Source organism: Nocardioides sp. CPCC 205120, assembly GCF_048654585.1.
Taxonomy (GTDB): domain Bacteria; phylum Actinomycetota; class Actinomycetes; order Propionibacteriales; family Nocardioidaceae; genus Nocardioides.
On record NZ_JBMCYY010000001.1, the window covers coordinates 1,163,362 to 1,183,355 of the forward strand.

At 75.1% G+C, this 19,994-nt stretch carries 21 protein-coding genes; 16 read left to right on the plus strand and 5 right to left on the minus strand.

Translation table 11 applies throughout. The annotated features are described in order from the left end of the window. The first annotated feature begins 30 nt into the window (after positions 1–30). Both proC and ACOACO_RS05425 read left to right on the plus strand, forming a co-directional pair. Positions 31–843 (plus strand): pyrroline-5-carboxylate reductase, encoded by an 813-nt coding sequence (gene proC, locus ACOACO_RS05420; protein ID WP_420295219.1) that lies wholly within the window; start codon positions 31–33, stop codon positions 841–843. Positions 844–897: 54 nt separating this feature from the next. Next, positions 898–1,410: a hypothetical protein gene (locus ACOACO_RS05425; RefSeq protein ID WP_420295220.1), complete on the plus strand. Its 513-nt coding sequence runs from the start codon at positions 898–900 to the stop codon at positions 1,408–1,410. A 4-nt stretch (positions 1,411–1,414) separates the two neighbouring features. Here the strand turns inward: ACOACO_RS05425 and ACOACO_RS05430 are convergent, their stop codons facing one another. Continuing rightward, positions 1,415–2,122, minus strand: a complete 708-nt coding sequence (locus ACOACO_RS05430; RefSeq protein ID WP_420295221.1) for an HAD family hydrolase — start codon at positions 2,120–2,122, stop codon at positions 1,415–1,417. A 238-nt stretch (positions 2,123–2,360) separates the two neighbouring features. Between ACOACO_RS05430 and ACOACO_RS05435 the strand changes: the two genes are divergently transcribed. The 4 genes from ACOACO_RS05435 (at position 2,361) to ACOACO_RS05450 (ending at position 5,021) form a co-directional block, all read left to right on the plus strand. Then, complete coding sequence (locus ACOACO_RS05435) at positions 2,361–2,573, plus strand: helix-turn-helix domain-containing protein (RefSeq protein WP_420295222.1); 213 nt, start codon at positions 2,361–2,363, stop codon at positions 2,571–2,573. A gap of 116 nt (positions 2,574–2,689) precedes the next feature. Beyond that, positions 2,690–2,791, plus strand: a complete 102-nt coding sequence (locus tag ACOACO_RS05440) for a 30S ribosomal protein bS22 (protein WP_008356322.1) — start codon at positions 2,690–2,692, stop codon at positions 2,789–2,791. 33 nt (positions 2,792–2,824) lie between these two features. Next, the gene (locus ACOACO_RS05445) at positions 2,825–3,919 is read left to right on the plus strand and encodes an NAD-dependent epimerase/dehydratase family protein (protein WP_420295223.1); all 1,095 of its coding nucleotides are present in this window, start codon (positions 2,825–2,827) and stop codon (positions 3,917–3,919) included. After that, on the plus strand, positions 3,912–5,021 hold the full coding sequence (locus tag ACOACO_RS05450; RefSeq protein ID WP_420295224.1) for a 1-acyl-sn-glycerol-3-phosphate acyltransferase: 1,110 nt from the start codon (positions 3,912–3,914) through the stop codon (positions 5,019–5,021). Before ACOACO_RS05445 ends, ACOACO_RS05450 begins: the two co-directional genes overlap by 8 nt. 63 nt (positions 5,022–5,084) lie before the next feature. Here the strand turns inward: ACOACO_RS05450 and ACOACO_RS05455 are convergent, their stop codons facing one another. From ACOACO_RS05455 to ACOACO_RS05465, 3 genes are all read right to left on the minus strand, one after another. Then, positions 5,085–6,311 (minus strand): DUF5667 domain-containing protein, encoded by a 1,227-nt coding sequence (locus ACOACO_RS05455; RefSeq protein ID WP_420295225.1) that lies wholly within the window; start codon positions 6,309–6,311, stop codon positions 5,085–5,087. 100 nt (positions 6,312–6,411) lie between these two features. Then, positions 6,412–7,248 (minus strand): sigma-70 family RNA polymerase sigma factor, encoded by an 837-nt coding sequence (locus ACOACO_RS05460; RefSeq protein ID WP_420295226.1) that lies wholly within the window; start codon positions 7,246–7,248, stop codon positions 6,412–6,414. 152 nt (positions 7,249–7,400) lie between these two features. Then, positions 7,401–8,348, minus strand: a complete 948-nt coding sequence (locus ACOACO_RS05465; protein WP_420295227.1) for an HAD family hydrolase — start codon at positions 8,346–8,348, stop codon at positions 7,401–7,403. Positions 8,349–8,372: 24 nt separating this feature from the next. Between ACOACO_RS05465 and ACOACO_RS05470 the strand changes: the two genes are divergently transcribed. The 10 genes from ACOACO_RS05470 (at position 8,373) to hemB (ending at position 18,136) form a co-directional block, all read left to right on the plus strand. Next, positions 8,373–8,645: a glutaredoxin family protein gene (locus tag ACOACO_RS05470; protein WP_420295228.1), complete on the plus strand. Its 273-nt coding sequence runs from the start codon at positions 8,373–8,375 to the stop codon at positions 8,643–8,645. Then, the gene (locus ACOACO_RS05475; protein ID WP_420295229.1) at positions 8,642–9,244 is read left to right on the plus strand and encodes a hypothetical protein; all 603 of its coding nucleotides are present in this window, start codon (positions 8,642–8,644) and stop codon (positions 9,242–9,244) included. Before ACOACO_RS05470 ends, ACOACO_RS05475 begins: the two co-directional genes overlap by 4 nt. Next, positions 9,241–10,731 carry a hypothetical protein gene (locus tag ACOACO_RS05480; RefSeq protein WP_420295230.1) on the plus strand — a complete coding sequence of 497 codons (1,491 nt, stop codon included), beginning with the start codon at positions 9,241–9,243 and terminating at the stop codon, positions 10,729–10,731. Before ACOACO_RS05475 ends, ACOACO_RS05480 begins: the two co-directional genes overlap by 4 nt. Before the next feature lie 20 nt (positions 10,732–10,751). Further along, positions 10,752–11,834 (plus strand): glycosyltransferase family 2 protein, encoded by a 1,083-nt coding sequence (locus ACOACO_RS05485; RefSeq protein WP_420295231.1) that lies wholly within the window; start codon positions 10,752–10,754, stop codon positions 11,832–11,834. Beyond that, the gene (locus ACOACO_RS05490) at positions 11,831–12,238 is read left to right on the plus strand and encodes a GtrA family protein (protein ID WP_420295232.1); all 408 of its coding nucleotides are present in this window, start codon (positions 11,831–11,833) and stop codon (positions 12,236–12,238) included. Before ACOACO_RS05485 ends, ACOACO_RS05490 begins: the two co-directional genes overlap by 4 nt. A gap of 154 nt (positions 12,239–12,392) precedes the next feature. Next, a complete protein-coding gene (locus ACOACO_RS05495) occupies positions 12,393–13,151 on the plus strand; it encodes a redox-sensing transcriptional repressor Rex (RefSeq protein WP_420295233.1) in 759 nt (252 codons plus the stop codon). Then, on the plus strand, positions 13,148–14,452 hold the full coding sequence (locus ACOACO_RS05500; RefSeq protein WP_420295234.1) for a glutamyl-tRNA reductase: 1,305 nt from the start codon (positions 13,148–13,150) through the stop codon (positions 14,450–14,452). The genes ACOACO_RS05495 and ACOACO_RS05500 overlap by 4 nt, the downstream gene beginning before the upstream one ends. Further along, positions 14,449–15,432, plus strand: a complete 984-nt coding sequence (gene hemC, locus ACOACO_RS05505) for a hydroxymethylbilane synthase (protein ID WP_420295235.1) — start codon at positions 14,449–14,451, stop codon at positions 15,430–15,432. The genes ACOACO_RS05500 and hemC overlap by 4 nt, the downstream gene beginning before the upstream one ends. Continuing rightward, positions 15,429–17,132 (plus strand): uroporphyrinogen-III synthase, encoded by a 1,704-nt coding sequence (locus ACOACO_RS05510; RefSeq protein ID WP_420295236.1) that lies wholly within the window; start codon positions 15,429–15,431, stop codon positions 17,130–17,132. The genes hemC and ACOACO_RS05510 overlap by 4 nt, the downstream gene beginning before the upstream one ends. Before the next feature lie 41 nt (positions 17,133–17,173). Then, complete coding sequence (gene hemB, locus ACOACO_RS05515) at positions 17,174–18,136, plus strand: porphobilinogen synthase (protein WP_420295237.1); 963 nt, start codon at positions 17,174–17,176, stop codon at positions 18,134–18,136. A gap of 307 nt (positions 18,137–18,443) precedes the next feature. Here hemB and ACOACO_RS05520 read toward each other — a convergent pair whose 3' ends face one another. Further along, positions 18,444–19,817 (minus strand): lytic murein transglycosylase, encoded by a 1,374-nt coding sequence (locus ACOACO_RS05520; protein ID WP_420295238.1) that lies wholly within the window; start codon positions 19,815–19,817, stop codon positions 18,444–18,446. Positions 19,818–19,994 lie beyond the last annotated feature (177 nt).

Consider the following 19,994-nt stretch of genomic DNA (forward strand, 5'->3'; position numbering starts at 1 on the left):
CCGGCGCCGCGAACAGGAGCCGTGGAGCACGTGACCGCCTCGACCTCGTCCCTCACCGCCATCATCGGCGCCGGCGTCATGGGGGAGACCCTCCTCTCCGGCCTGCTGCGGGCCGGCCGCCCGGCCGACCAGCTGCTGGTGGGCGAGAAGCGCCCGGAGCGCGGCGAGGAGCTGCGCGCGCGGTACGGCGTCGAGGTCCTCGACAACGTCGAGGCCGCCCGGCGCGCCACCACCGTCGCGCTCGTCGTGAAGCCGCAGGACATGGCGGCCGTCCTCGAGCAGGTCTCGCCGGTGCTGCGCCCCGGCCAGCTCGTCGTCTCGCTCGCGGCGGGCATCACGACCGCGTACGTCGAGGCGCGGGTGCCCCAGGGCGTCGCCGTCGTGCGCGTCATGCCCAACACGCCCGCGCTCGTCGACGAGGGCATGGCCGCCATCTCCGGTGGCCGCCACGCCAGCGAGGAGCAGCTCGCCGAGGTCGAGGGCCTCCTGCGCGCCACCGGCAAGGTGCTGCGCGTGCCCGAGGCCCAGCAGGACGCGGTGACCGCCATCTCCGGCTCCGGGCCCGCCTACCTCTTCTACGTCGTCGAGTCGATGATCGAGGCCGGCGTGCACCTCGGCCTCCCGCGCACGACCGCCACCGACCTCGTCGTGCAGACCGTCGTCGGCTCCGCCACCATGCTGCGCGAGACGGGCACCCACCCCACGGTCCTGCGCGAGCAGGTCACCTCCCCGGCGGGCACCACGGCCGCCGCGCTGCGCGAGCTGGAGATCCACAAGGTCCGCGCCGCGTTCCTCGCCGCCATGGAGGCCGCGCGCAACCGGTCGGCCGAGCTCGGCTCCTGACGCGTCCGGGCGCGCGGACGTTTCGCCGCCCCGTGCCGGTGGCACCGACCGGGGGTGAGCCGTCACCCGACCTGGACCCTGGAGCTGCGCCTGCGGCCGGACCTGGACCCGCTCGTGGGTACCGCGCTCGCGGCTCTCGCCGACGGGCGGACCCTTGCTGCCGGCGAGCTCGCCGCTCTGCCCCCCATCGCGCGATCCCTCCTGGTGGAGCGGGTCGACTGGCTGCGTCGGCGTGAGGTCGACACCGTCCCCTGCCGGCGGCCGGACGACCCGCGCGCGGTGCTGGCGCTCGACATCGAGATGCACGACGACCTGGAGGCGGGCGGCGGGTACGCCCTGTGGTGGTGGTTCCTGTGGGTCGTCGAGCGTCCCCGGACGCGCGGCGGGGCGTGGTGCATCGGGACGCACTCGGCCGACGACCTCTGCGAGCCCGAGGAGGCGTGGTTCGCGACGCCCGCGGGCGTCCAGGTCGGCGCCTTCCGCCCCCAGGAGGGGAGGCCCTGGGTGACCTGGGCGGAGGTCGACGCGGGGTGGGAGGCCGTCGGCGACGTCGACCTGTCCGGGTGACGGCTCAGGCCGCCGCGAAGTCGAGCGCGTCCAGGCTGCGCACGCGACGCACACCGGCGGCGGGGTGCTCGTCGTACCGGTCGAGGAGGACGGCGCGCAGGCCCGCCCGGGCGGCGCCGCGCACGTCGTTGGCCAGCGAGTCGCCGACCATGAGCGTCGCGCCCGCCGGGGCGCCGAGACGGGCGCACGCCGCGGCGTACGCGCGGGCGTCGGGCTTGGCCACCCGCAGGGCGGAGGAGGCGATCACCGGCGCGTCGAGGGCGTCGAGCACGGGGGCCAGCCCGACGTGCTCGACCTTGCTGCGCTGGCGGCCCAGGTCGCCGTTGGTGAGCACGCCGACGGCGAGGCCGGCGGCGTGCGCCCGCTCCAGTGCCCGCCGGGCGTCGGCGAAGGCCCGCCAGGCCGCGCGGTAGCCCGTCAAGAACCCCGCGAACGCCTCGTCGGCGGCGGCGTCGTCGCGCAGGTCGAGGTGGGGCAGGAAGGCGCGGACCCGGGCGCGCCGCTGCTCCGCGAACGTGAGCTTCCCCCGCTGGTACGCCGCGTGGTGGCGCATCTCGAGCAGCGTCCAGCGCTCGGCGAGGTCGGCCGGCGACCCCGGCAGGCCCAGGCCCGCCGCCCACGCCACGAGCCCCGCCCGCGCGGCGCCCCGGTGGTCGACCAGGGTGTCGTCGAGGTCGAAGAGGACCGCGGCGAGCGGGAGTCGGGGAGCCACCCGCGGGAGTGTGCCAGCGGCCGCCGACAGCCCGCATCCTGTGCGCTTGCTGTGACCGAATCCCAACGGTGTGAGTACCGGCTGAGCAGCCGGTTCAAGGCGACACGCCGAGGAAGTGCAGATTTCCGGCGCTTGCCACTCCCCAGGAGTCACATCAGGCTCTATTCTCACGCCAACCCCTCGCGTGTGGAGCCGGCCCGGATGGTCGGCGCGCGTCCGGGGCAGAAAGCGGTGCACGATGGCCCAGCACGACGGTCCCTCCGGCGACATCTCGGGAGTCAGGTTCCTGACCGTCGCCGAGGTCGCCTCGGTGATGCGCGTCTCGAAGATGACGGTCTACCGGCTCGTCCACAACGGCGAGCTCCCGGCGGTGCGGGTCGGCCGCTCCTTCCGCGTCGAGGAGAAGGACGTCGACGAGTACCTGCGCAGCAGCTTCTACGACGCCGGCTGATCCGCTCGCGTCCATCGCGGAGGCCTGGTTTCGGCGCCTCGGGGTGGTCCGGCTAGGCTGAAGGCCGGCCATCCCGCGTCCCGCGTGGGTGGGCAACCGTTCGTGAAAGGTTTTCCGTGGGTTCTGTCATCAAGAAGCGGCGCAAGCGCATGGCCAAGAAGAAGCACCGCAAGCTGCTCAAGAAGACGCGCGTCCAGCGCCGCAAGCTCGGCAAGTGAGCCCCGCGGGGGCTCCGTCTGCGAGGTGAACCGGTGGGCAAGGTCGTCCTCGTCACCGGGGTCTCGCGAGACCTCGGTCGACGTTTCGCACGTGCGATCGCGGACGACCCTGCCGTCGACCGCGTCATCGGCGTCGACGTCGTGCCCCCGCGTGGCGACATCGGCCCCATCTCCTTCGTGCGGGCCGACATCCGCACCCCCGTCATCGCCAAGGTCATGGCGCGCGAGGACGTCGACACCGTCGTCCACATGAGCGTGATCGCGACGCCCGGTGCCACCGGGGGTCGCAACGCCATGAAGGAGCTCAACGTCATCGGGACGATGCAGCTCCTCGCCGCCTGCCAGAAGGTGGAGTCGGTGGAGCACGTCGTCGTGAAGTCCACGACGGCGGTGTACGGCGCGACCAGCCGCGACCCCGCCATGTTCACCGAGGCGTTCGAGCCGCGCGTCGCGCGCGGTGGCTACGCCAAGGACGCCCAGGAGGTCGAGGGCTACGTCCGCAGCTTCGCGCGCCGTCGGCCGGGCGTGCGCGTGCTCATGCTGCGCATGGCCAACGTGCTCGGGCCGGGCGTGCAGAGCCCCATGACGTCGTACCTGCGGCTCCCGGTGGTCCCCACCGTCCTGGGCTTCGACCCGCGCCTGCAGTTCCTCCACGCGGACGACCTCGTCGCGGCCCTGCGCCACGGCGTGCTGAGCGACGTCGCCGGCACGTTCAACGTCGCCGGCGAGGGCGTGCTGACGCTGCGCCAGGCGGTCCGTCGCATGCAGCGGCCCACGGTCGCGTTGCCGCCCGCGGCCCTCACCGGCGTCGGCCGGCTCGTGCGCAGCGTCCGGCTCGCCGAGCTCTCGCCCGAGCTGCTCGCCCTCCTCACCTACGGCCGCGGCGTCGACACGTCCCGCTGCCGGGACGAGCTGGGCTTCCGCCCGCGCTTCACGACCGCCGAGGCGCTCGAGGACTTCGCGTCCGACCTGGCCCCGACGTTCGCCGCGCCCGACCTGCTCCTCGGCTCCCTCGAGGACCGGCTGCGCAGCCGCGCGGCCGTGGCCGCGCCGTCGGCCACCACCAGCTCCCCGACCGACGCCGGCGTCGTCCGGCCGTTCGTGCCCCCAGGAGGCCGCCGTGGGTGACGCCGACATCATCCCCATCGGCACGCGTGGCCGCCCAGGCCGCGGGTCCGGCGGGAACCGCCCCTCCGCCCCCGCCCGGGACCTGGCGGGCGGTCGCGCAGGAGCGCGTCGTACGCCGCCGCCCACCGCGGGTGCCCGCCCGGCCGAGCCGGGCGCGAGCGCCGTCGGCCGGCCCCCCACGACGACCGCCGAGCGCGGACCCCTGGCCGGTGTACCGGTCGGTGACTGGCTGAACGCCTTCCAGCAGGCCGCCGTCGAGCTCTTCGGCGACGACGCCGAGGCGCAGCTGGCCCGGTTCCTGGCGTTCCTGCGCCGCCGGCTGACCGGCGACTACGTCATCGACGAGTTCGGCTTCGACGCCGAGATCACCGAGCGGTTCTTCATCGCCGCGCTGCGCCCCATCGCGCAGCGCTGGTTCCGCCTCGAGGTGCGCGGCATCGACAACGTGCCCGCCGAGGGCGGGGCGCTCGTCGTCTCGAACCACTCCGGCACCGTCCCGGTCGACGGCCTCATGACGATGGTCGCCGTCCACGACCACGCGGGCCGCTCGCTGCGTCCGCTCGGGGCCGACCTGGTCTTCCGCCTGCCCGTCGTCAGCGCGCTGGCGCGCAAGAGCGGCACCACGCTGGCCTGCAACGACGACGCCGAGCGGCTGCTGCGCAACGGCGAGCTCGTCGGTGTGTGGCCCGAGGGCTTCAAGGGCATCGGCAAGCCGTTCGCCGAGCGCTACAAGCTGCAGCGCTTCGGCCGCGGCGGGTTCGTCAGCGCCGCGCTGCGCACCGGCGTGCCCATCGTGCCGCTGTCGGTGGTGGGCGCGGAGGAGATCTACCCCCTCGTCGGCAACCTGCCCTCGCTCGCCCGCCTGCTCGGGGTGCCCTACATCCCCATCACACCGACGTTCCCGTTGCTCGGGCCCCTCGGTCTCGTGCCGCTGCCGTCGAAGTGGGTGATGGAGTTCGGCGAGCCGATCCGCACCGACGAGTACGACGAGGGCGCGGCCGACGACCCGATGCTCGTGTTCAACCTGACCGACCAGGTGCGCGAGACCATCCAGCAGAGCCTCTACCGCCTGCTCGTCGACCGCGGCGGCGCGTTCGGCTGATCGCCGGGACCACCGCGGGTGGTCGCGAGGGTCGCTGGCGCGACCACGTCCCGGGCGACCGGGTCAGCGGCGCGTGCCGCCCAGGCCGAGCAGGTTGTCGAGCGCCTCGGTGAGCGGCGTGGTCAGCTGCTTGAGCGGGTCGGCGAGCGGACCGGTCGCCCCGGTGACGCCGTCGACCGTGCCGGTCACGCCGCCGGTGCCGGGCACGGCGGGCAGCGGGGGCAGGGCCGGCGCCGGGGCGGGGGCCGTGCCGGCCGGGGGGACGGCAGGCGCGCCGGGCGTGGTCGGGGCCGACGGGACCTCGGGGGCCGGGACGGGAGCCGCCGGCGCGGAAGGCGCCTGGCCGGGAACCTGGAGGGGGACGGCGAGCCCACCGTCGCCGGTCACGCTGCCCGGCGGCAGGTCGGCCGCGGTGTCCAGGGACGGCAGCTCCAGGGGGTCCTCCGCCAGGCCGGCGTCCGCGAGGGCCACGGCCGAGGACAGCGAGAAGGGCAGCTCGACGGCCGTGCCGGACCCGCAGTCGGGGCACAGCACGAGCGCACGCTCGTCGATGGACTGCAGCGTGCCGACCACCTCGGCCAGCGCGGTCTTGGCGCCGCCCGTCAGGGACGGCTCGAGCGGGGCGAGGACGTCGAGGCTCTCGCGCACGAACTCGCGCAGGCGGGTCGCGTCGGTGTCGTCGCCGGTGGTGTCGTCGCCGATGAGCAGCGTCGCGGCCTCGTCGGCCTGCTCCCCGAAGGTGGTGAGCGAGTCCACGACGTACGACGTGCTGGCGGCGTCGTCGCGCTCGACCAGGCCCTGCACCTCGGCGAGACGCTGCTCGGCGTGGCGCAGCGTGACCGTGCCCCGCGACGCGTCGGTGAGGCTGATGGTGCCGCGGGCGCCCTCGAGGGCGCGCTTGACGGGGTAGAGCGAGTCGCCGGGCAGGGCGTCCTGCGCGGCGTACGCCATCGTGCTGGAGCCACCCGCGAGGACCGCCACGGTCGCCGCGGCGACGAGGCTGCGCTGGCGTCGGGGGGCGTGCTCGCGGTGGGGGAGGCGCAGGAGGTCCTCGTCGACGGCGGGCGCGGGCACCAGCGCGGTGTCGGCCTCTGCCATCAGGCGGGCTCGCAGGTCGGCGGAGAAGTCGGGGCGCGGCGCGGGCGCGGCGCGTCGCTCCGCGCGCAGCGCTGACACGACCTCGAGCAGCGGGGCGAGCTCGGGGTGTGTCGCGGCACCGTCGCCGCTCGGGCGCGCGATCGCGACGTCGAGCTCCTCGGCACGGCGGCGGGCCGTCGGGAGGGACATCATGAGGCGGGTCCTGTCAGGTCGGTGGTCCTGCCCGAGGGAGGGGCGGACAGGTGCACTGCCACCTCCAACGAGGGCACGGACGGGGAGGTTACGGCGGCGCTCACGGCTCCCTGATCCCTTCCGGCATCAGCTTCGCCAGGTTGCGCACGCCCCGCAGCTGCAGCTGCTTGACGGCGCCCTCCGTGCGCTCCAGGGCGGCGGCCGTCTCGGCGATGCTCATGCCCTGCAGGAAGCGCATGACGAGGCAGTCCTGCTGCTCGGAGGGGAGCCGGCCCAGGGCCTCCATGAGGATCTCGTTGGTCAGCGCGGAGAGCACCCGGCTCTCCGGCCCGTCCTCGTGGCCGTCGTCGTGGACGCCCATGTCCTCGACCGTGTGCTCGAGGCGGGTGCGGCCCGCCTTGAAGTGGTCGGTCGTCAGGTTGCGCGCGATCGTCATGAGCCAGGCGCCGAAGTCGCGACCCTGCCAGCGGAAGTCGCCCATGCGCCGCAGGGCGCGGAAGAACGTCTCCGACGTCAGGTCCTCGGCCAGCGGCACCGAGCGGGTCCGGTAGTACAGGAACCGGTAGACCGCGCCGTGGTAGTGGTCGTAGAGGAGGCCGAACGCCTCCTTGTCACCGCCGCGGGCGAGCTCGACGAGGCCGATGAGGCGCTCGCGCTCCTCGGGGCGCTCCTCGGTCGAGAACGCGTCCTCGGTGTCGTCGGGGGCCGTGCCGCCGCCACCGCCGCCGGCGGGCAGGTCGCCCGAGGCCTCCTGGCGGGCCGGGTCGGTCGCGGTCGCCGCGAGCAGGTGGGGGGAGCGACGGGCGGCGCGACCGGCGTGCGGGACGCCGGCCGGCGCGGGCTCCGCACCGAGCGCACCGAGGGCGGTGAGCACGGCGCAGCGCAGCGCGTCGAGACCCTCCCCGACGGCAGGCGTGCGCCCACCTGCTGTGCTCATCGTGCCCTCCCTGGACGCCGTCTCCCCGAGGCGTCGGCCCAATGTAGGCCGACGCTCCGGGCTTGGGAACCGTAATCGGCAAACCCGGGGACGACCTGTGGCGAAGTGCACCACCGGTCGGGGAGGTCGTCGGCGGCCCCGCCCGGGGTCGGTCAGCGGCGGTGGCCGCGCAGCGCCGTACCGGCGGCCACGGCGCCGCCCAGCGCGCCGGCGGCGACGCCCGCGAGGACACCCGCGCGGGCGGCCTTGCGGCCCGTGCGGTAGTCCCGCACCCGCCAGCCCTGCTCGCGGGCGTGGGCGCGCAGGCGGGCGTCCGGGTTGACGGCGCACGGGTCGCCGACCAGCCCGAGCAGCGGGAGGTCGTTGGAGGAGTCGGAGTACGCCGAGCACCGCGACAGGTCGAGCCCCTCCCGCGCGGCGAGCGCCTTGACGGCCTCGCTCTTCGCGGGCCCGTGGAGCATCTCGCCGACGAGCCGGCCGGTGTAGACGCCGTCGACGTGCTCGGCCACCGTGCCCAGCGCGCCGGTCAGGCCGAGGCGGCGCGCGATCATCGTGGCGACCTCGATGGGCGCGGCGGTGACCAGCCAGACCCGCTGGCCCTGGTCGAGGTGGAGCTGGGCCAGCGCGCGCGTGCCCGGCCAGATCTTCGCGGCCATCGCCTCGTCGAAGATCTCCTCGACGAGCGACTCGAGCTCGCCCACGGTGTGACCGGCGATGAACCCGAGCGCCGAGTTGCGGGCGTCCGCCACGTGCTCCGGGTCCTCGACCCCGACCACGCGGAAGTAGGCCTGCTTCCACACCGCGCCCGCGATCTCGCGCGTGGTGAAGAACTCGCGCCGGTGCAGGCCGCGGGCGAGGTGGAAGATGCTGGCGCCCTGCATGAGGGTGTTGTCGACGTCGAAGAACGCCGCGGACGTGGGGTCGCGCGGCATGTCGAGCGCCGACTCCACCTCGGCGGCCGCCGCGGCGGCCTCGCCGGCCAGGCGGGAGCGGCGGCGCAGGTCGGCCGGGCGGCGTCCGGCGAGCGGTCGCGACTGCGGACGCTCGTCCGGCTCGTCCGGCCCCTGGGGGGCCGCGCTCTCGTCGTCGGGGTGGGGCACAGGTCGCAGCCTAGGATGCGGGACGTGTCACTTCCACCGATCTCGCCCGGCGACGCCCGCGTCGTGCTCTACGGACGCGAGGGCTGCCACCTGTGCGACGAGGCCCGCGCCGTCGTCGCCCGCGTGTGCGCCGAGCTCGGCGAGCGCTTCGTGGAGGTCGACGTGGACGAGGACGACGAGGCCGCCACGGCGGCCCGCATCGACCCCGACGAGATCCCGGTGACGTTCGTCGACGGCCGGCAGCACGACTTCTGGCGCGTCGACGCCGAGCGGCTGCGGTCCGCGCTCACGGCGTGACCGCCCACCCCCACCCGCGTCCCCGCGGCCCGGTACGACGACGCGCGCTCACCGCGGTCGTGGCGCTGGTCGCGCTCCTGGTCGTGCTCGCGGTGCTCGGCGACTCCTTCGGGCGGGCGCGCCCCAGCGGCAGCTACCGCCCGGCGCTCGTCGGCAACACGGTGCTCGACGGCTGCTTCCCGCTGCCCGGCGACGCGCGGCCGGACCTGGCGTTCGTCGTGCGCAGCGACGGCGACGTCGAGACCGCCGAGGGCCCGCGCCGCCGCCTCGTCCTGCACTGGTCCGAGGTCGGGCTGCCGGAGGCGGCAGCGGCGCTCGAGGACGCCTTCACCGCCGTCGGCTTCACCGTCGCCGAGGCGTCGACGACGGTGGGTGACGGTGGCGACGGGGGCGACGAGGGCGTCGTGCGCCTGGCCGGTCCCGGCGGCGAGCGCGTGGTCGTCGCGCTCCGCGCCTTCGACGACGACCCGCCGCTGCTCGTGCGTGGCGAGGCCGTCCTCGACCTGCCGGTCGCCGCGCCGGCCCGCACCGACCCGCCCTGCGACGGCGTGACGACCACCAAGCGCTTCGGCGACCGCCCGGGGGAGTGGTGGGAGTGAGGTGGCTGCGGGGGCTGGGCCGCCCCGACCGCGTCCTGCTGGGCCTCGCGCTGGCGCACGTCCTCGTCTCGGCCTGGGTCTTCACGCTCGTCGGCGACGGCGCGCTCCACGGCGACGAGGCGGCGTACGCCGACGGGGGCCGGGCGCTCTCGAACCTCGCCCGCGACCTCGGCTCGCTGCGCGCCCCCGACACCGCCGAGCTGTCGCGGAACGTCGTGGCGAGCGGCTGGTTCATGCCCGGCATGGCCGTGGTGACCGCGCCGTGGTTCCTCGTGGTGCCGGACGGGGACGTCGCCGGCCTGCGGGCCTACCTCGCCGTGGTCTCCACGCTCCTGCTGCTGCTCGCGGCCTGGCGCGTGCGGCGCGTGCTCGGCGCCGTGCCCGCCGGCGCGCTGCTGGTGCTGCCCGGTCTCGTGCCGACGTGGGCCGCCTTCTCGATGGGCGTGTGGGGCGACCTGCTCGCCGGTCTCGTCGTCGTGCTCCTGCTCTGCGAGCTCGTCGTCGTCGGGCGCGGCCTGCGGGCGGGCACCGCCCCGTCGGTCGGCCGGGGCGTCGGGCTGGGGGTGCTCGCGGTGGCCGCGGTCTACCTGCGCTCGAGCACCTCGCTGCTCGTGGTGGGGCTCGGGGTCGTCACCGTGCTGGCCGCGGTGCTGCTGCTGCGGGGACGGGAGCGGCTGCGCGGCCTCGGCGTCGCGGCGCTCGGCGGTGTCGCGTTCCTGGCGGTGCTCGCCCCCTGGTCGATCGCGGCCTCCGCGGCGCTCGACGCGCCCGTCGTCACGACGACCACGGTGCCCACCGTTCTCGCCAACACCTTCGGCGACCGCGACGAGGTCTGCTTCGGGCCCTGCGACCCGGGGTCCACGCTGTGGTTCAGCCCGCTGCGCTACGCGCGGGAGACGGGCGCGGCCACCGGGACCCCCGAGACCGAGGTGCTGGAGCAGATGTCGACCCACGCCCGGGCCGACGTGACGCCGGGCTCCTACTCGCGCGACGTGCTGCGCAACCTGCACGACTACACGAAGGACCCCGACCGCTTCCTGACCTGGCTCGGCGCCCCGTCGGGCCCCTCGCGGACCCTCGCCGCGGTCCTGACGAGCGCGATGGTGTGGTCGGGCTTCGCCGCCGGGGTCGCGCTGCTGCTCACGGTGGCCCGGCGCCACCGCGACCTGCAGGTGCTCGGCGTCCTCCTCACGCTGTCCCTGGGTGCGCTGCTGACCCAGCCGTTCGTGCACGTCTCGGGTCCGCGCTACTGGACGACCGCCGCGCCCGTCCTCGGGCTGGGCGCCGCCTGGGTGTGGGCGGTCGCCCGCTCGCGGCGGGAGGGTGCGCCGTACCCCGCGGGGTTCACGCCTGTGCCCGACGCGCCCCCGGGGCGCGAGGGCGTCGACGCGGCGTACGGCACCTGGCTCGTGCGGGTGCAGGCGCTGCTGGCCGCGGGCTGCGTGGCCGTGGCGGTCGGCGTGGTGGGCCTGGCGGTGCTGGGGTGAGGCCGGAGGATGGGACGACGGTGACGGACGAGCAGACGGAGGAACGGGTCGTGGAGGCGCAGCAGGAGCACGCGGAGCAGGTGGCCGCGACGACGGAGGGGACCGGTGGTCGGCGCCGGTTGGCCTACGTGCTGCCCGTGTACGACGAGGCCGAGGTCGTGGAGACCTTCCACCGCACCCTGTCGGAGACGGTGGCCCAGCGCCCCGACCTCGACGTGGAGTTCGTCTACGTCGACGACGGCAGCTCCGACGACTCCCTCGACCGCCTCCTCGCGCTGCGCGAGGCCGACGACCGGGTGACCGTGATCGCCCTGTCGCGGAACTTCGGGCACCAGCTCGCGGTCACCGCGGGCCTCGACGCGGTCGGCGACGCCGACGCGGTCGTCGTGATGGACACCGACCTGCAGGACCCGCCGCGCGTCAGCCTCGAGCTCGTCGAGCGCTGGGAGGCGGGCGCCGACGTCGTCTACGCCCAGCGCCGCACCCGGCAGGACACGCGGTTCAAGCGCCTCACCGCTTGGGCGTTCTACAAGCTCCTCGCCCGGATGGCCGACGTCGACATCCCGCGCGACACCGGCGACTTCCGGCTGATGGACGCCCGGGTGGTCGCCGAGATCGGCCGCTACCGCGAGCACGGCAGGTTCCTGCGCGGCATCGTGGCGCACGTCGGCTTCCGCCAGGAGGCGGTGCTCTTCGACCGCGACGAGCGGTTCGCGGGCTCGACCGGCTACCCGCTGCGGGCCATGATCTCGTTCGCCTCCCACGGCATCCTCGGCTTCTCGACCGCCCCGCTGCGGCTCATCAGCAAGCTGGGCGTGCTGATCTCGGCGCTCAGCCTCGTGGTCGCGGGCTACGTGCTCTACGTGCGGCTCGTCACCCCGGAGGAGGCCGTGCCGGGCTGGGCGTTCCTCGGCGCGGGCATGTTCCTGCTGTCCGGCCTGCAGCTGATCATGATGGGCGTCATCGGCTCCTACCTCGGCCGCGTGTACGTCGAGACGCAGGACCGGCCGCTCTACTCGCTCGCGCTCGTCGCCCGGGGCCCGCGCGGCGCCCCGCCCGCGGTGGCGTCGGGCGAGCGGCGCCGCGGGTCGACGCAGCGGTGAGGCTGCTGCGCCGGCTCCCCCCGCAGGTGCGGTTCGCCGGCGTCGGGGTCGTCAACACCGCCCTGGACGTCGGGCTGTTCTGGCTGCTGCACGTGCCGCTCGGCATCACCCTGGCCAACCTGGTCTCGACGAGCGCGGGCATGACGTTCAGCTTCGTCGTCAACGGCCTCTTCACCTTCGACGCCGCCCGGCTCACGCTGCGCCACGCGCTGCTCTTCGTGGCGACGACGGGGGCGACGATGTGGGTGCTGCAACCCCTCGTCATCCACGCCCTGCTGTGGGTGGTCGACCCCGTGATCGTGGCGAAGGTGCTTGCGATAGGTTGCAGCCTCGTCGTCAACTTCGCGGCCTACCGCTTCGTCGTGTGGCCCCGTCGGGCCGCCGAGCCGGGCGCGGGAGCCTGACCGGCGCCCTCGTGCGCTGCCCCGCGACGCCCTCGTCGGTTTGTCCTGCCGTTCGCGAACTCCTACAGTGAGCGGGCCGCGCGCGCCCCCAGGTGCCCCCCGGTTCCGCCCTCCTGACACAGGCGAGCCCGTGCGTGGCTGGAGACGAGAAACGTTGACTGCACGGACCCAGGCCGAGAGCCCCCGGGGCATCCCGGAGGCCACCGTCGCGCGGCTTCCCCTGTACCTCCGTGCCCTGACCGCGCTGGCCGAGTCGGCCACGCCGACGTGCTCGAGCGAGGACCTCGCGGCGGCCGCCGGGGTGAACTCCGCCATGCTGCGCAAGGACCTGTCCCACCTCGGCTCCTACGGCACCCGCGGCGTCGGCTACGACGTCGAGAACCTGCGCTACCAGATCGCCCACGAGATCGGGCTGACCCAGGACCGCAACGTCGTCGTGGTGGGCCTGGGCAACCTGGGGCAGGCGCTCGCGAACTACGCCGGGTTCCGCTCGCGCGGCTTCCGGGTCGTGGCGCTGCTCGACGCCGACCCCCGGCTCTTCGGCACGGGCGTCGCCGGGCTGGCCGTGCGCCCCGTCGCCGAGCTCGAGGAGGTCGTGGCCAGCCTCGACGTCGCGATCGGCGTCATCGCCACGCCCGCCTCCGCGGCGCAGGACGTGGCCGACCGGCTGGTCGCCGCCGGCGTCGCCAGCATCTTGAACTTCGCCCCGACTGTGCTCGTCGTGCCCGAGGGCGTGGAGGTGCGCAAGGTGGACCTCTCCATCGAGCTGCAGATCCTCGCCTTCCACGAGCAGCGCCGCTCCCCGTCGTACGTCGGGGGAGCCGCCGCGGGCGGGCACGAGGTCGACGGGGCGGATGCGGACGGTCACGGGCGACGGGTCGTCGCCGCGGGCCACGGGGAGGAGTCGCGATGAGCGTGCTGGTCGTGGGGGTCTCCCACCACTCGGCGCCGGTGGCCGTGCTCGAGCGGCTGGCCCTGGACGCCGAGGGCGCCCAGAAGCTGGTGGCGGAGGTGTCGAACGCGGAGCACGTCACCGAGGCGACGGTGATCGCGACGTGCAACCGCCTCGAGATCTACACCGAGGTCGAGCGCTTCCACGGCAGCATCGAGACGATCTCGCGCCTGCTCATCGAGCGCGGCGGCGCGACGACCGAGGCGATGCTGCCGCACCTGTACGTGCACTACGACGACGCCGCCGTCTCCCACCTGTTCCGGGTGGCCGCGGGCCTCGACTCGATGGTCGTCGGCGAGGGCCAGATCCTCGGCCAGGCCCGCGAGGCGCTGCGCCTGGGCCAGGAGCTCGGCACGGTCGGGCCCGCCCTCAACGTGCTCTTCCAGCAGGCGCTGCGCGTCGGCAAGCGCGCCCACGCCGAGACCGACATCGACCGGGCCGCGCCGTCGCTGGTCACGGCCGCGCTCGAGCTCGCCGCGCCGCAGGTCGGCGGCCTCGCCGGCCGCCGCGCCGTGGTCGTCGGCGCCGGGGCGATGGCGTCGCTCGCGACCGCCACGCTCGCCCGGGCCGGGGTCGCCGAGCTCGTCGTCGTCAACCGCACCGAGCCCAACGCCTCCCGCCTGGCGGGGGAGTACGGCGCCCGCGCGGCCCAGCTGCCCGACCTCGAGCGCGAGCTCGTGGGCGCGGACGTCGTCGTGTCCTGCACCGGCTCGACCGGAACCGTGCTGACCCGCGACCTCGTGGAGCGCGCCCGCAGCGGCCACGACGACCCGGCCCGCCCGCTGGCCGTCGTCGACCTGGCGCTGCCCCACGACGTGGAGCCGGGCGTCGGCGACCTGCCCGGCGTGCTGCTGCTCGGGCTGGCCCGCCTGGCCGACGAGCTGCGGATCGCCGAGGTCGCGCCCGGCATCGACGCCGTGCGCGAGATCGTCACCCAGGAGATCGCGGCCTTCACCTCGGCCCGCCGCCAGGCCAGCGTGACGCCCACCGTGGTGGCGCTGCGCACGATGGCGACGACCGTCGTGGAGTCCGAGATGGCCCGCCTCGACGGCCGCCTGCCCCACCTCGACCCCGCCGCGCGCGCCGAGGTGCTGCAGACCGTGCGCCGCGTCGCCGACAAGCTGCTCCACCAGCCGACGGTGCGCGTGAAGCAGCTGGCCAACGAGCAGGGCGCGGTGTCGTACGCCGCCGCGCTGGCCGAGCTGTTCGCCCTCGACCCCGATGCGGTCGACGCCGTGACCCGACCGGGAGGACGTCCGTGACCGCCGGGAACGCCGCCGCCGAGCGCCCCCTCCGCCTGGGCACCCGCGCCTCCGCCCTCGCCACGACGCAGTCGGGCCACGTCGCCGCCCTCATCACCGAGCGCACCGGCCGTGCCGTCGAGCTCGTCGAGGTCACGACCCACGGTGACGTCAACCGCGCCCCCCTCGCCAGCATCGGCGGCACCGGCGTGTTCGTCAGCGCGCTGCGCGACGCCCTGCTCGACGGCGAGGTCGACCTGGCCGTCCACTCGCTCAAGGACCTCCCGACCGGCCCGGCCGCCGGCATCGCGCTCGCCGCCGTGCCGCCGCGGGAGGACCCGCGCGACGTGGTCGTCGCCCGCGACGGCCTGACCCTGGGCGAGCTGCCGGTCGGCAGCCGCGTCGGCACGGGGTCCCCGCGCCGCGCCGCCCAGCTGGCCGCCCTCGGCCTCGGCCTCGAGATCGTGGCGATCCGCGGCAACGTCGACACCCGCATCGGCAAGATCGCCGCCGGCGAGGTCGACGCGGTCCTGCTGGCCCGCGCCGGGCTCGCGCGCCTGGGCCGCGACGCCGAGGTCAGCGAGACGATCGACCCGTTCCAGATGCTGCCCGCGCCCGGCCAGGGAGCCCTGGCCGTCGAGTGCCGGGCCGCCGACGCGGAGCTCGTGGAGCTCATCGGGGTGCTCGACGACCCCGCCACCCGCGCCGCCGTGACCGCCGAGCGCGCCGTGCTCGCCACGCTCGAGGCCGGGTGCTCCGCGCCCGTCGGGGCGCTGGCCGAGGTGGTCGAGGGCGACGACGGCGAGGAGCTGTGGCTGCGCGCCGTCGTGCTCTCCGTCGACGGCGCCCTGAGCATCCGGATGTCCGCCACCGGCTCCCCCGGCGACGCCCACGGCGTCGGGAGCCGCCTCGGCCAGGAGATGCTGGCCGACGGTGCCGCCGACCTGATGGAAGGCCCTCAGCCAGAGGGTCCCGACCGAGTGAGAGAGCAGCACGCATGACGCGACGTACCGCCACTCCGAGCACCACCGCCACCTCCGCGGGGAGCGCCACGGGCGCACCCGAGGGCACCGGGTGGGTCTCGTTCGTCGGCAGCGGACCCGGTGACCCCGGCCTGCTGACCGTCCGTGCGCTCGACCTGCTGCGCGACGCCGACGTCGTCGTGACCGAGGCGCCCGACCACGAGCTCCTCGTGCGCTCCGCGCTCGGCATCCCGACCCCGACGGTCGTCAAGGACGCCGACGGCGTCGAGACCGTGGTCGACACCGCCCCGACCTTCGTCGACGGCGGCTTCGGCGAGGACGGCCAGCCCCTCACCCACGCCGCCCGCGCCAAGGTCGTGCTCAAGCACGCCCGCACCGGTGCCCGCGTGGTGCGCCTGATGACCGGCGACCCGTTCCTCTACGCCTCCGGCCCCGAGGAGGCGCAGGCCTGCGTCAAGGCCGGGATCGGCTTCGAGATCGTGCCGGGCGTCTCGTCGGCGACCGCGGTGCCGGCGTACGCGGGCATCCCGCTGACGACCCGCAACCACCGCGAGGTCACCGTCGTGGCCTGCACCGACAAGGTGGACTGGAACGCGTACGCCGACGGCCGCACGCTGGTGCTGCTCAGCTCGGTCGGCCCGATCGCGGAGGTCGCCTCGGCGCTCGTCGCCGCGGGCCGCGCCGCCACGACGCCGGTCGCGATGACCCGGGTCGGCACGACGACCGAGCAGGTCACCGTCACCTCGACGCTGGAGCACATCGCGGCCGACGCCCGCGCCGCGCGGATCCAGCCGCCGGCCGTCACGGTCGTCGGCGAGGTCGTCGACCTGCGCGAGACGCTGTCGTGGTTCGAGACCAAGCCGCTGTTCGGCTGGCGCGCGCTGGTGCCCCGCACCAAGGACCAGGCCGGTGCCCTGTCCGCCCGCCTGCGGGGGTACGGCGCGGTGCCCGAGGAGGTGCCGACCATCTCGGTCGAGCCGCCCCGCAACCCGCAGCAGATGGACAAGGCCGTCCGCGGCCTCGTCGAGGGCCGCTACGAGTGGATCGCGTTCACCTCAGTGAACGCGGTGCGTGCCGTGCGCGAGAAGTTCGAGGAGTACGGGCTCGACGCCCGCGCGTTCTCGGGCCTCAAGATCGCCGCGGTCGGCGACAAGACGGCCGAGGCCATCGCGGCCTGGGGCCTGCGCGCCGACCTGGTGCCCTCCGGCGAGCAGTCCGCTGCCGGCCTGCTCGAGGACTGGCCCGAGTACGACGACGTGCTCGACCCCATCAACCGCGTCTTCCTCCCGCGTGCCGACATCGCGACGGAGAACCTCGTCGCGGGCCTCGTCGACAAGGGCTGGGAGTGCGACGACGTGACGGCCTACCGCACGGTGCGCGCCGCCCCGCCCGCGGCGCCGGTGCGCGACGCGATCAAGACCGGCAAGTTCGACGCCGTCGTCTTCACCTCGTCCTCGACGGTGCGCAACCTCGTCGGCATCGCCGGCAAGCCGCACCCCTCGACGGTCATCGCGGTCATCGGGCCCGCCACGGCCAAGACGGCGGAGGAGCACGGCCTGCGGGTCGACGTCATGGCGCCCTCGCCGTCGATGGAGGCCCTCGTCGACGCGCTCGCGGACTTCGGCGCCACCCGCCGGCTCGCCCTGCTCGAGTCGGGCCAGCCCGTCACGAAGCCGTCGGACCGCAAGGCCTCGGCGCGCCGGAAGGTCTCGAACTGAGCGCCACCGGGTCGGGCGACCTCCCGGCGCGGCCCCCCGTCGTGCGGCCGCGCCGGCTCCGGCGTACCGCTGCGCTGCGGGAGCTCGTCGCCGAGACCTCCGTGCGGCCCCGGCAGCTGGTGCTGCCGGTGTTCGTGCGCGAGGGCGCGAGCCAGCCGGTGCCGATCTCGTCGATGCCGGGGGTCGTGCAGCACACGCGTGACTCGCTGCGCGCGGCCGCCGTCGAGGCGGCGGAGCTCGGGCTCGGCGGGATCATGCTGTTCGGCGTGCCGGAGGCCAAGGACGCGACGGGCTCCGGCGCGGTCGACCCGGCCGGCATCCTCAACGTCGCGATCGCCGACGTCGCCGCCGAGGTGGGCGACGCGCTGCCCGTGATGGCCGACCTGTGCCTCGACGAGTTCACCGACCACGGCCACTGCGGCCTGCTCGACGACCACGGGCGGGTCGACAACGACGCGACGCTCGAGGTGTACGCCGAGATGGCCCGCGCCCAGGCCGCCGCCGGCGCCGACGTCGTCGGGCCCAGCGGCATGATGGACGGCCAGGTCGCCGTCATCCGTGCCGCGCTCGACGGCGCCGGGGCGAGCGACGTGGCGATCCTGGCGTACTCCGCGAAGTACGCCTCCGCCTTCTACGGCCCCTTCCGCGAGGCCGTGGACTCCTCGCTGGTCGGCGACCGCCGCACCTACCAGCAGGACGGCGCCAACGCCGTCGAGGGCGTCCGCGAGGCGCTGCTCGACGTGGAGCAGGGCGCGGACATGGTGATGGTGAAGCCGGCGCTGGCCTACCTCGACGTCGTACGACGGGTGCGCGACGCCGTCGACGTGCCGGTCGCGGCGTACAACATCTCCGGCGAGTACGCGATGCTCGAGGCCGCCGCGGCCAACGGCTGGATCGACCGCGAGGCCGCGATCCTCGAGACGCTGACGTCCATCCGCCGCGCCGGCGCCGACGTCGTGCTCACCTACTGGGCCGCCGAGGCCGCCCGCCTGCTGCGCGTCTGAGCGCCCCGGGTCGAGCGTTCCGGGTCGAGCGTTCCGGGTCGAGCGCCCCGGGTCGCGGTAGGAGCGATAGTCGACGGCTACCGCTCCTACCGCGACCTGCCGGTACCGCTGAGCGTGCGAGCGCTCCGAGCGCTCCGAGCGTGCGGACGCGTGGAGCTGCGTAGTCCCTGACGTTCTCGACGTCCCGCCCGGCGTGTCGCGACGGAAACGTCAGGGACTACCGCTCGACGAGTCACGGACCCCCCGGAAACACGACAGCGCCCCGGCTCCAGGAGGAGAGCCGGGGCGCTGCGTCGTACGGGGGAGGTCAGAAGCCGAGCGACCGCATGCACTGGTCCCAGGGGTCGTTCGGGTTGAACGGGTTGTCGAACTTGCCCTGCGAGTTGCACTTGAGGCTGGCGCCCGCCCAGGTGAGGACGTGGCCGACGGTGCCGGGCAGGTCGACGACGGCGCCGACCGGGTCCTCGATGACCGGCTCGAGCGGGCCGGCCGGGGGACGGGTGGGCTCGGGCGCCGGGGGCGGAGTGACCGGGGTCGAGCCGCTGCCGGTGCCCGGGGTGGAGCCGCTGCCGGTGCCCGGGGTGGAGCCGCTGCCGGTGCCCGGGGTGGAGCCGCTGCCGGTGCCCGGGGTGGAGCCGCTGCCGGTGCCCGGGGTGGAGCCGCTGCCGGTGCCCGGGGTGGAGCCGCTGCCGGTGCCGGGCGTGGATCCGCTGCCGGCGCCGGGGGTCGAACCGGTGCCGGTGCCGGGCGTCGCGCCGGCACCCGTGCCGGGCGTGCCGCCGGCCGCGGGGGCGCCGGGACGACCCGGGGTAGCGGTGTCGGTCGAGCCGCCGTCGTTCGGCCGGGTGGTGACCGGGTCGGGAACGAAGTAGTTGGCCGCGGCCACCGCGTTCGGCACCGAGGTGTACTCGCCCTCGAGGTAGGCCTGCTCGATGGCGAGCACGAGGTTCACGTACTGGTCGCTGCGGTTGTAGCGGTGCACCGCCGAGCGCTTGCCGGCCTCGGTCGAGAGGTCCTCGTCGCCGGAGCAGAGGTAGACGGCCGTGGCCAGCGCCGCGTCGTGGACGTTCTGGGGGTCCCGCACACCGTCGCGGTCGGCGTCGACGCCGACGACGCGCCAGGTGGAGGGGATGAACTGCATGGGGCCGACCGCGCGGTCGTACGTCGCGTCGTTGTCGAGCTCGCCCGCGTCCGTGTCCATGATCCGCGCCGTGCCGTTCGAGCCGTCGAGCGGGATGCCGTAGATGCCCGGCGTCGCGACGCCCTTGTCGTCGAGCTGGCTGCCGCCGAAGCGGCCGTGGTCGGACTCGACGCGACCGATGGCCGCCACGAGCTGCCACGAGATCCGGCAGGAGGAGTCGGCGCCGTTGATGATGGTCTGGGCCCGCTGGTAGGCGCCCAGCGCCACCGCAGGGATGCCGCTGGTGCTCGACGCGTTCACGATGGCGCTGTCGGGCTGCGTCGCGGTGACCGCCTCGGGGAGGGAGACGCTCGCGGGGGCCTCGACGGCCGCCTCGGGCACCTCGACCGCGCCGGGGGTGGGACCACCCTCCTCAGCCGCGGTCAGCGTGCCGACCGGGCCGCCGGCCCCGGCGATCGCGACGGTGCAGGCCGCGGACAGGGCCGCCATGGGCGCGAGCGCGGTGGCCTTCTGCCAGCGCGCGAAGCGGGTAGTGCTCATCGTTCTCTCCCCTGGTGACCAGTGCAGACCGTCGTGCGGCTCCCTCAGCCGTGTGACGTGGACAACGCGCCAGTTCCCGGCAGGTTACGACCCCATCCCAGCCAGGAATGCCCTTGACCATATCTTGAGGAAACCCCCCTGTCACCGGTTCCCGGAACTGCCCTCCCCACCGGTGGT

What these genes read in the sequence shown, in the direction of transcription:
- ACOACO_RS05435 (WP_420295222.1), top strand. Translation starts at nt 2,361, where the DNA reads ATGGCCCAGCACGACGGTCCCTCCGGCGACATCTCGGGAGTCAGGTTC.
- ACOACO_RS05455 (WP_420295225.1), bottom strand. Translation starts at nt 6,311, where the DNA reads ATGATGTCCCTCCCGACGGCCCGCCGCCGTGCCGAGGAGCTCGACGTC.
- ACOACO_RS05460 (WP_420295226.1), bottom strand. Translation starts at nt 7,248, where the DNA reads ATGAGCACAGCAGGTGGGCGCACGCCTGCCGTCGGGGAGGGTCTCGAC.
- ACOACO_RS05500 (WP_420295234.1), top strand. Translation starts at nt 13,148, where the DNA reads ATGAGCGTGCTGGTCGTGGGGGTCTCCCACCACTCGGCGCCGGTGGCC.
- ACOACO_RS05510 (WP_420295236.1), top strand. Translation starts at nt 15,429, where the DNA reads ATGACGCGACGTACCGCCACTCCGAGCACCACCGCCACCTCCGCGGGG.
- ACOACO_RS05520 (WP_420295238.1), bottom strand. Translation starts at nt 19,817, where the DNA reads ATGAGCACTACCCGCTTCGCGCGCTGGCAGAAGGCCACCGCGCTCGCG.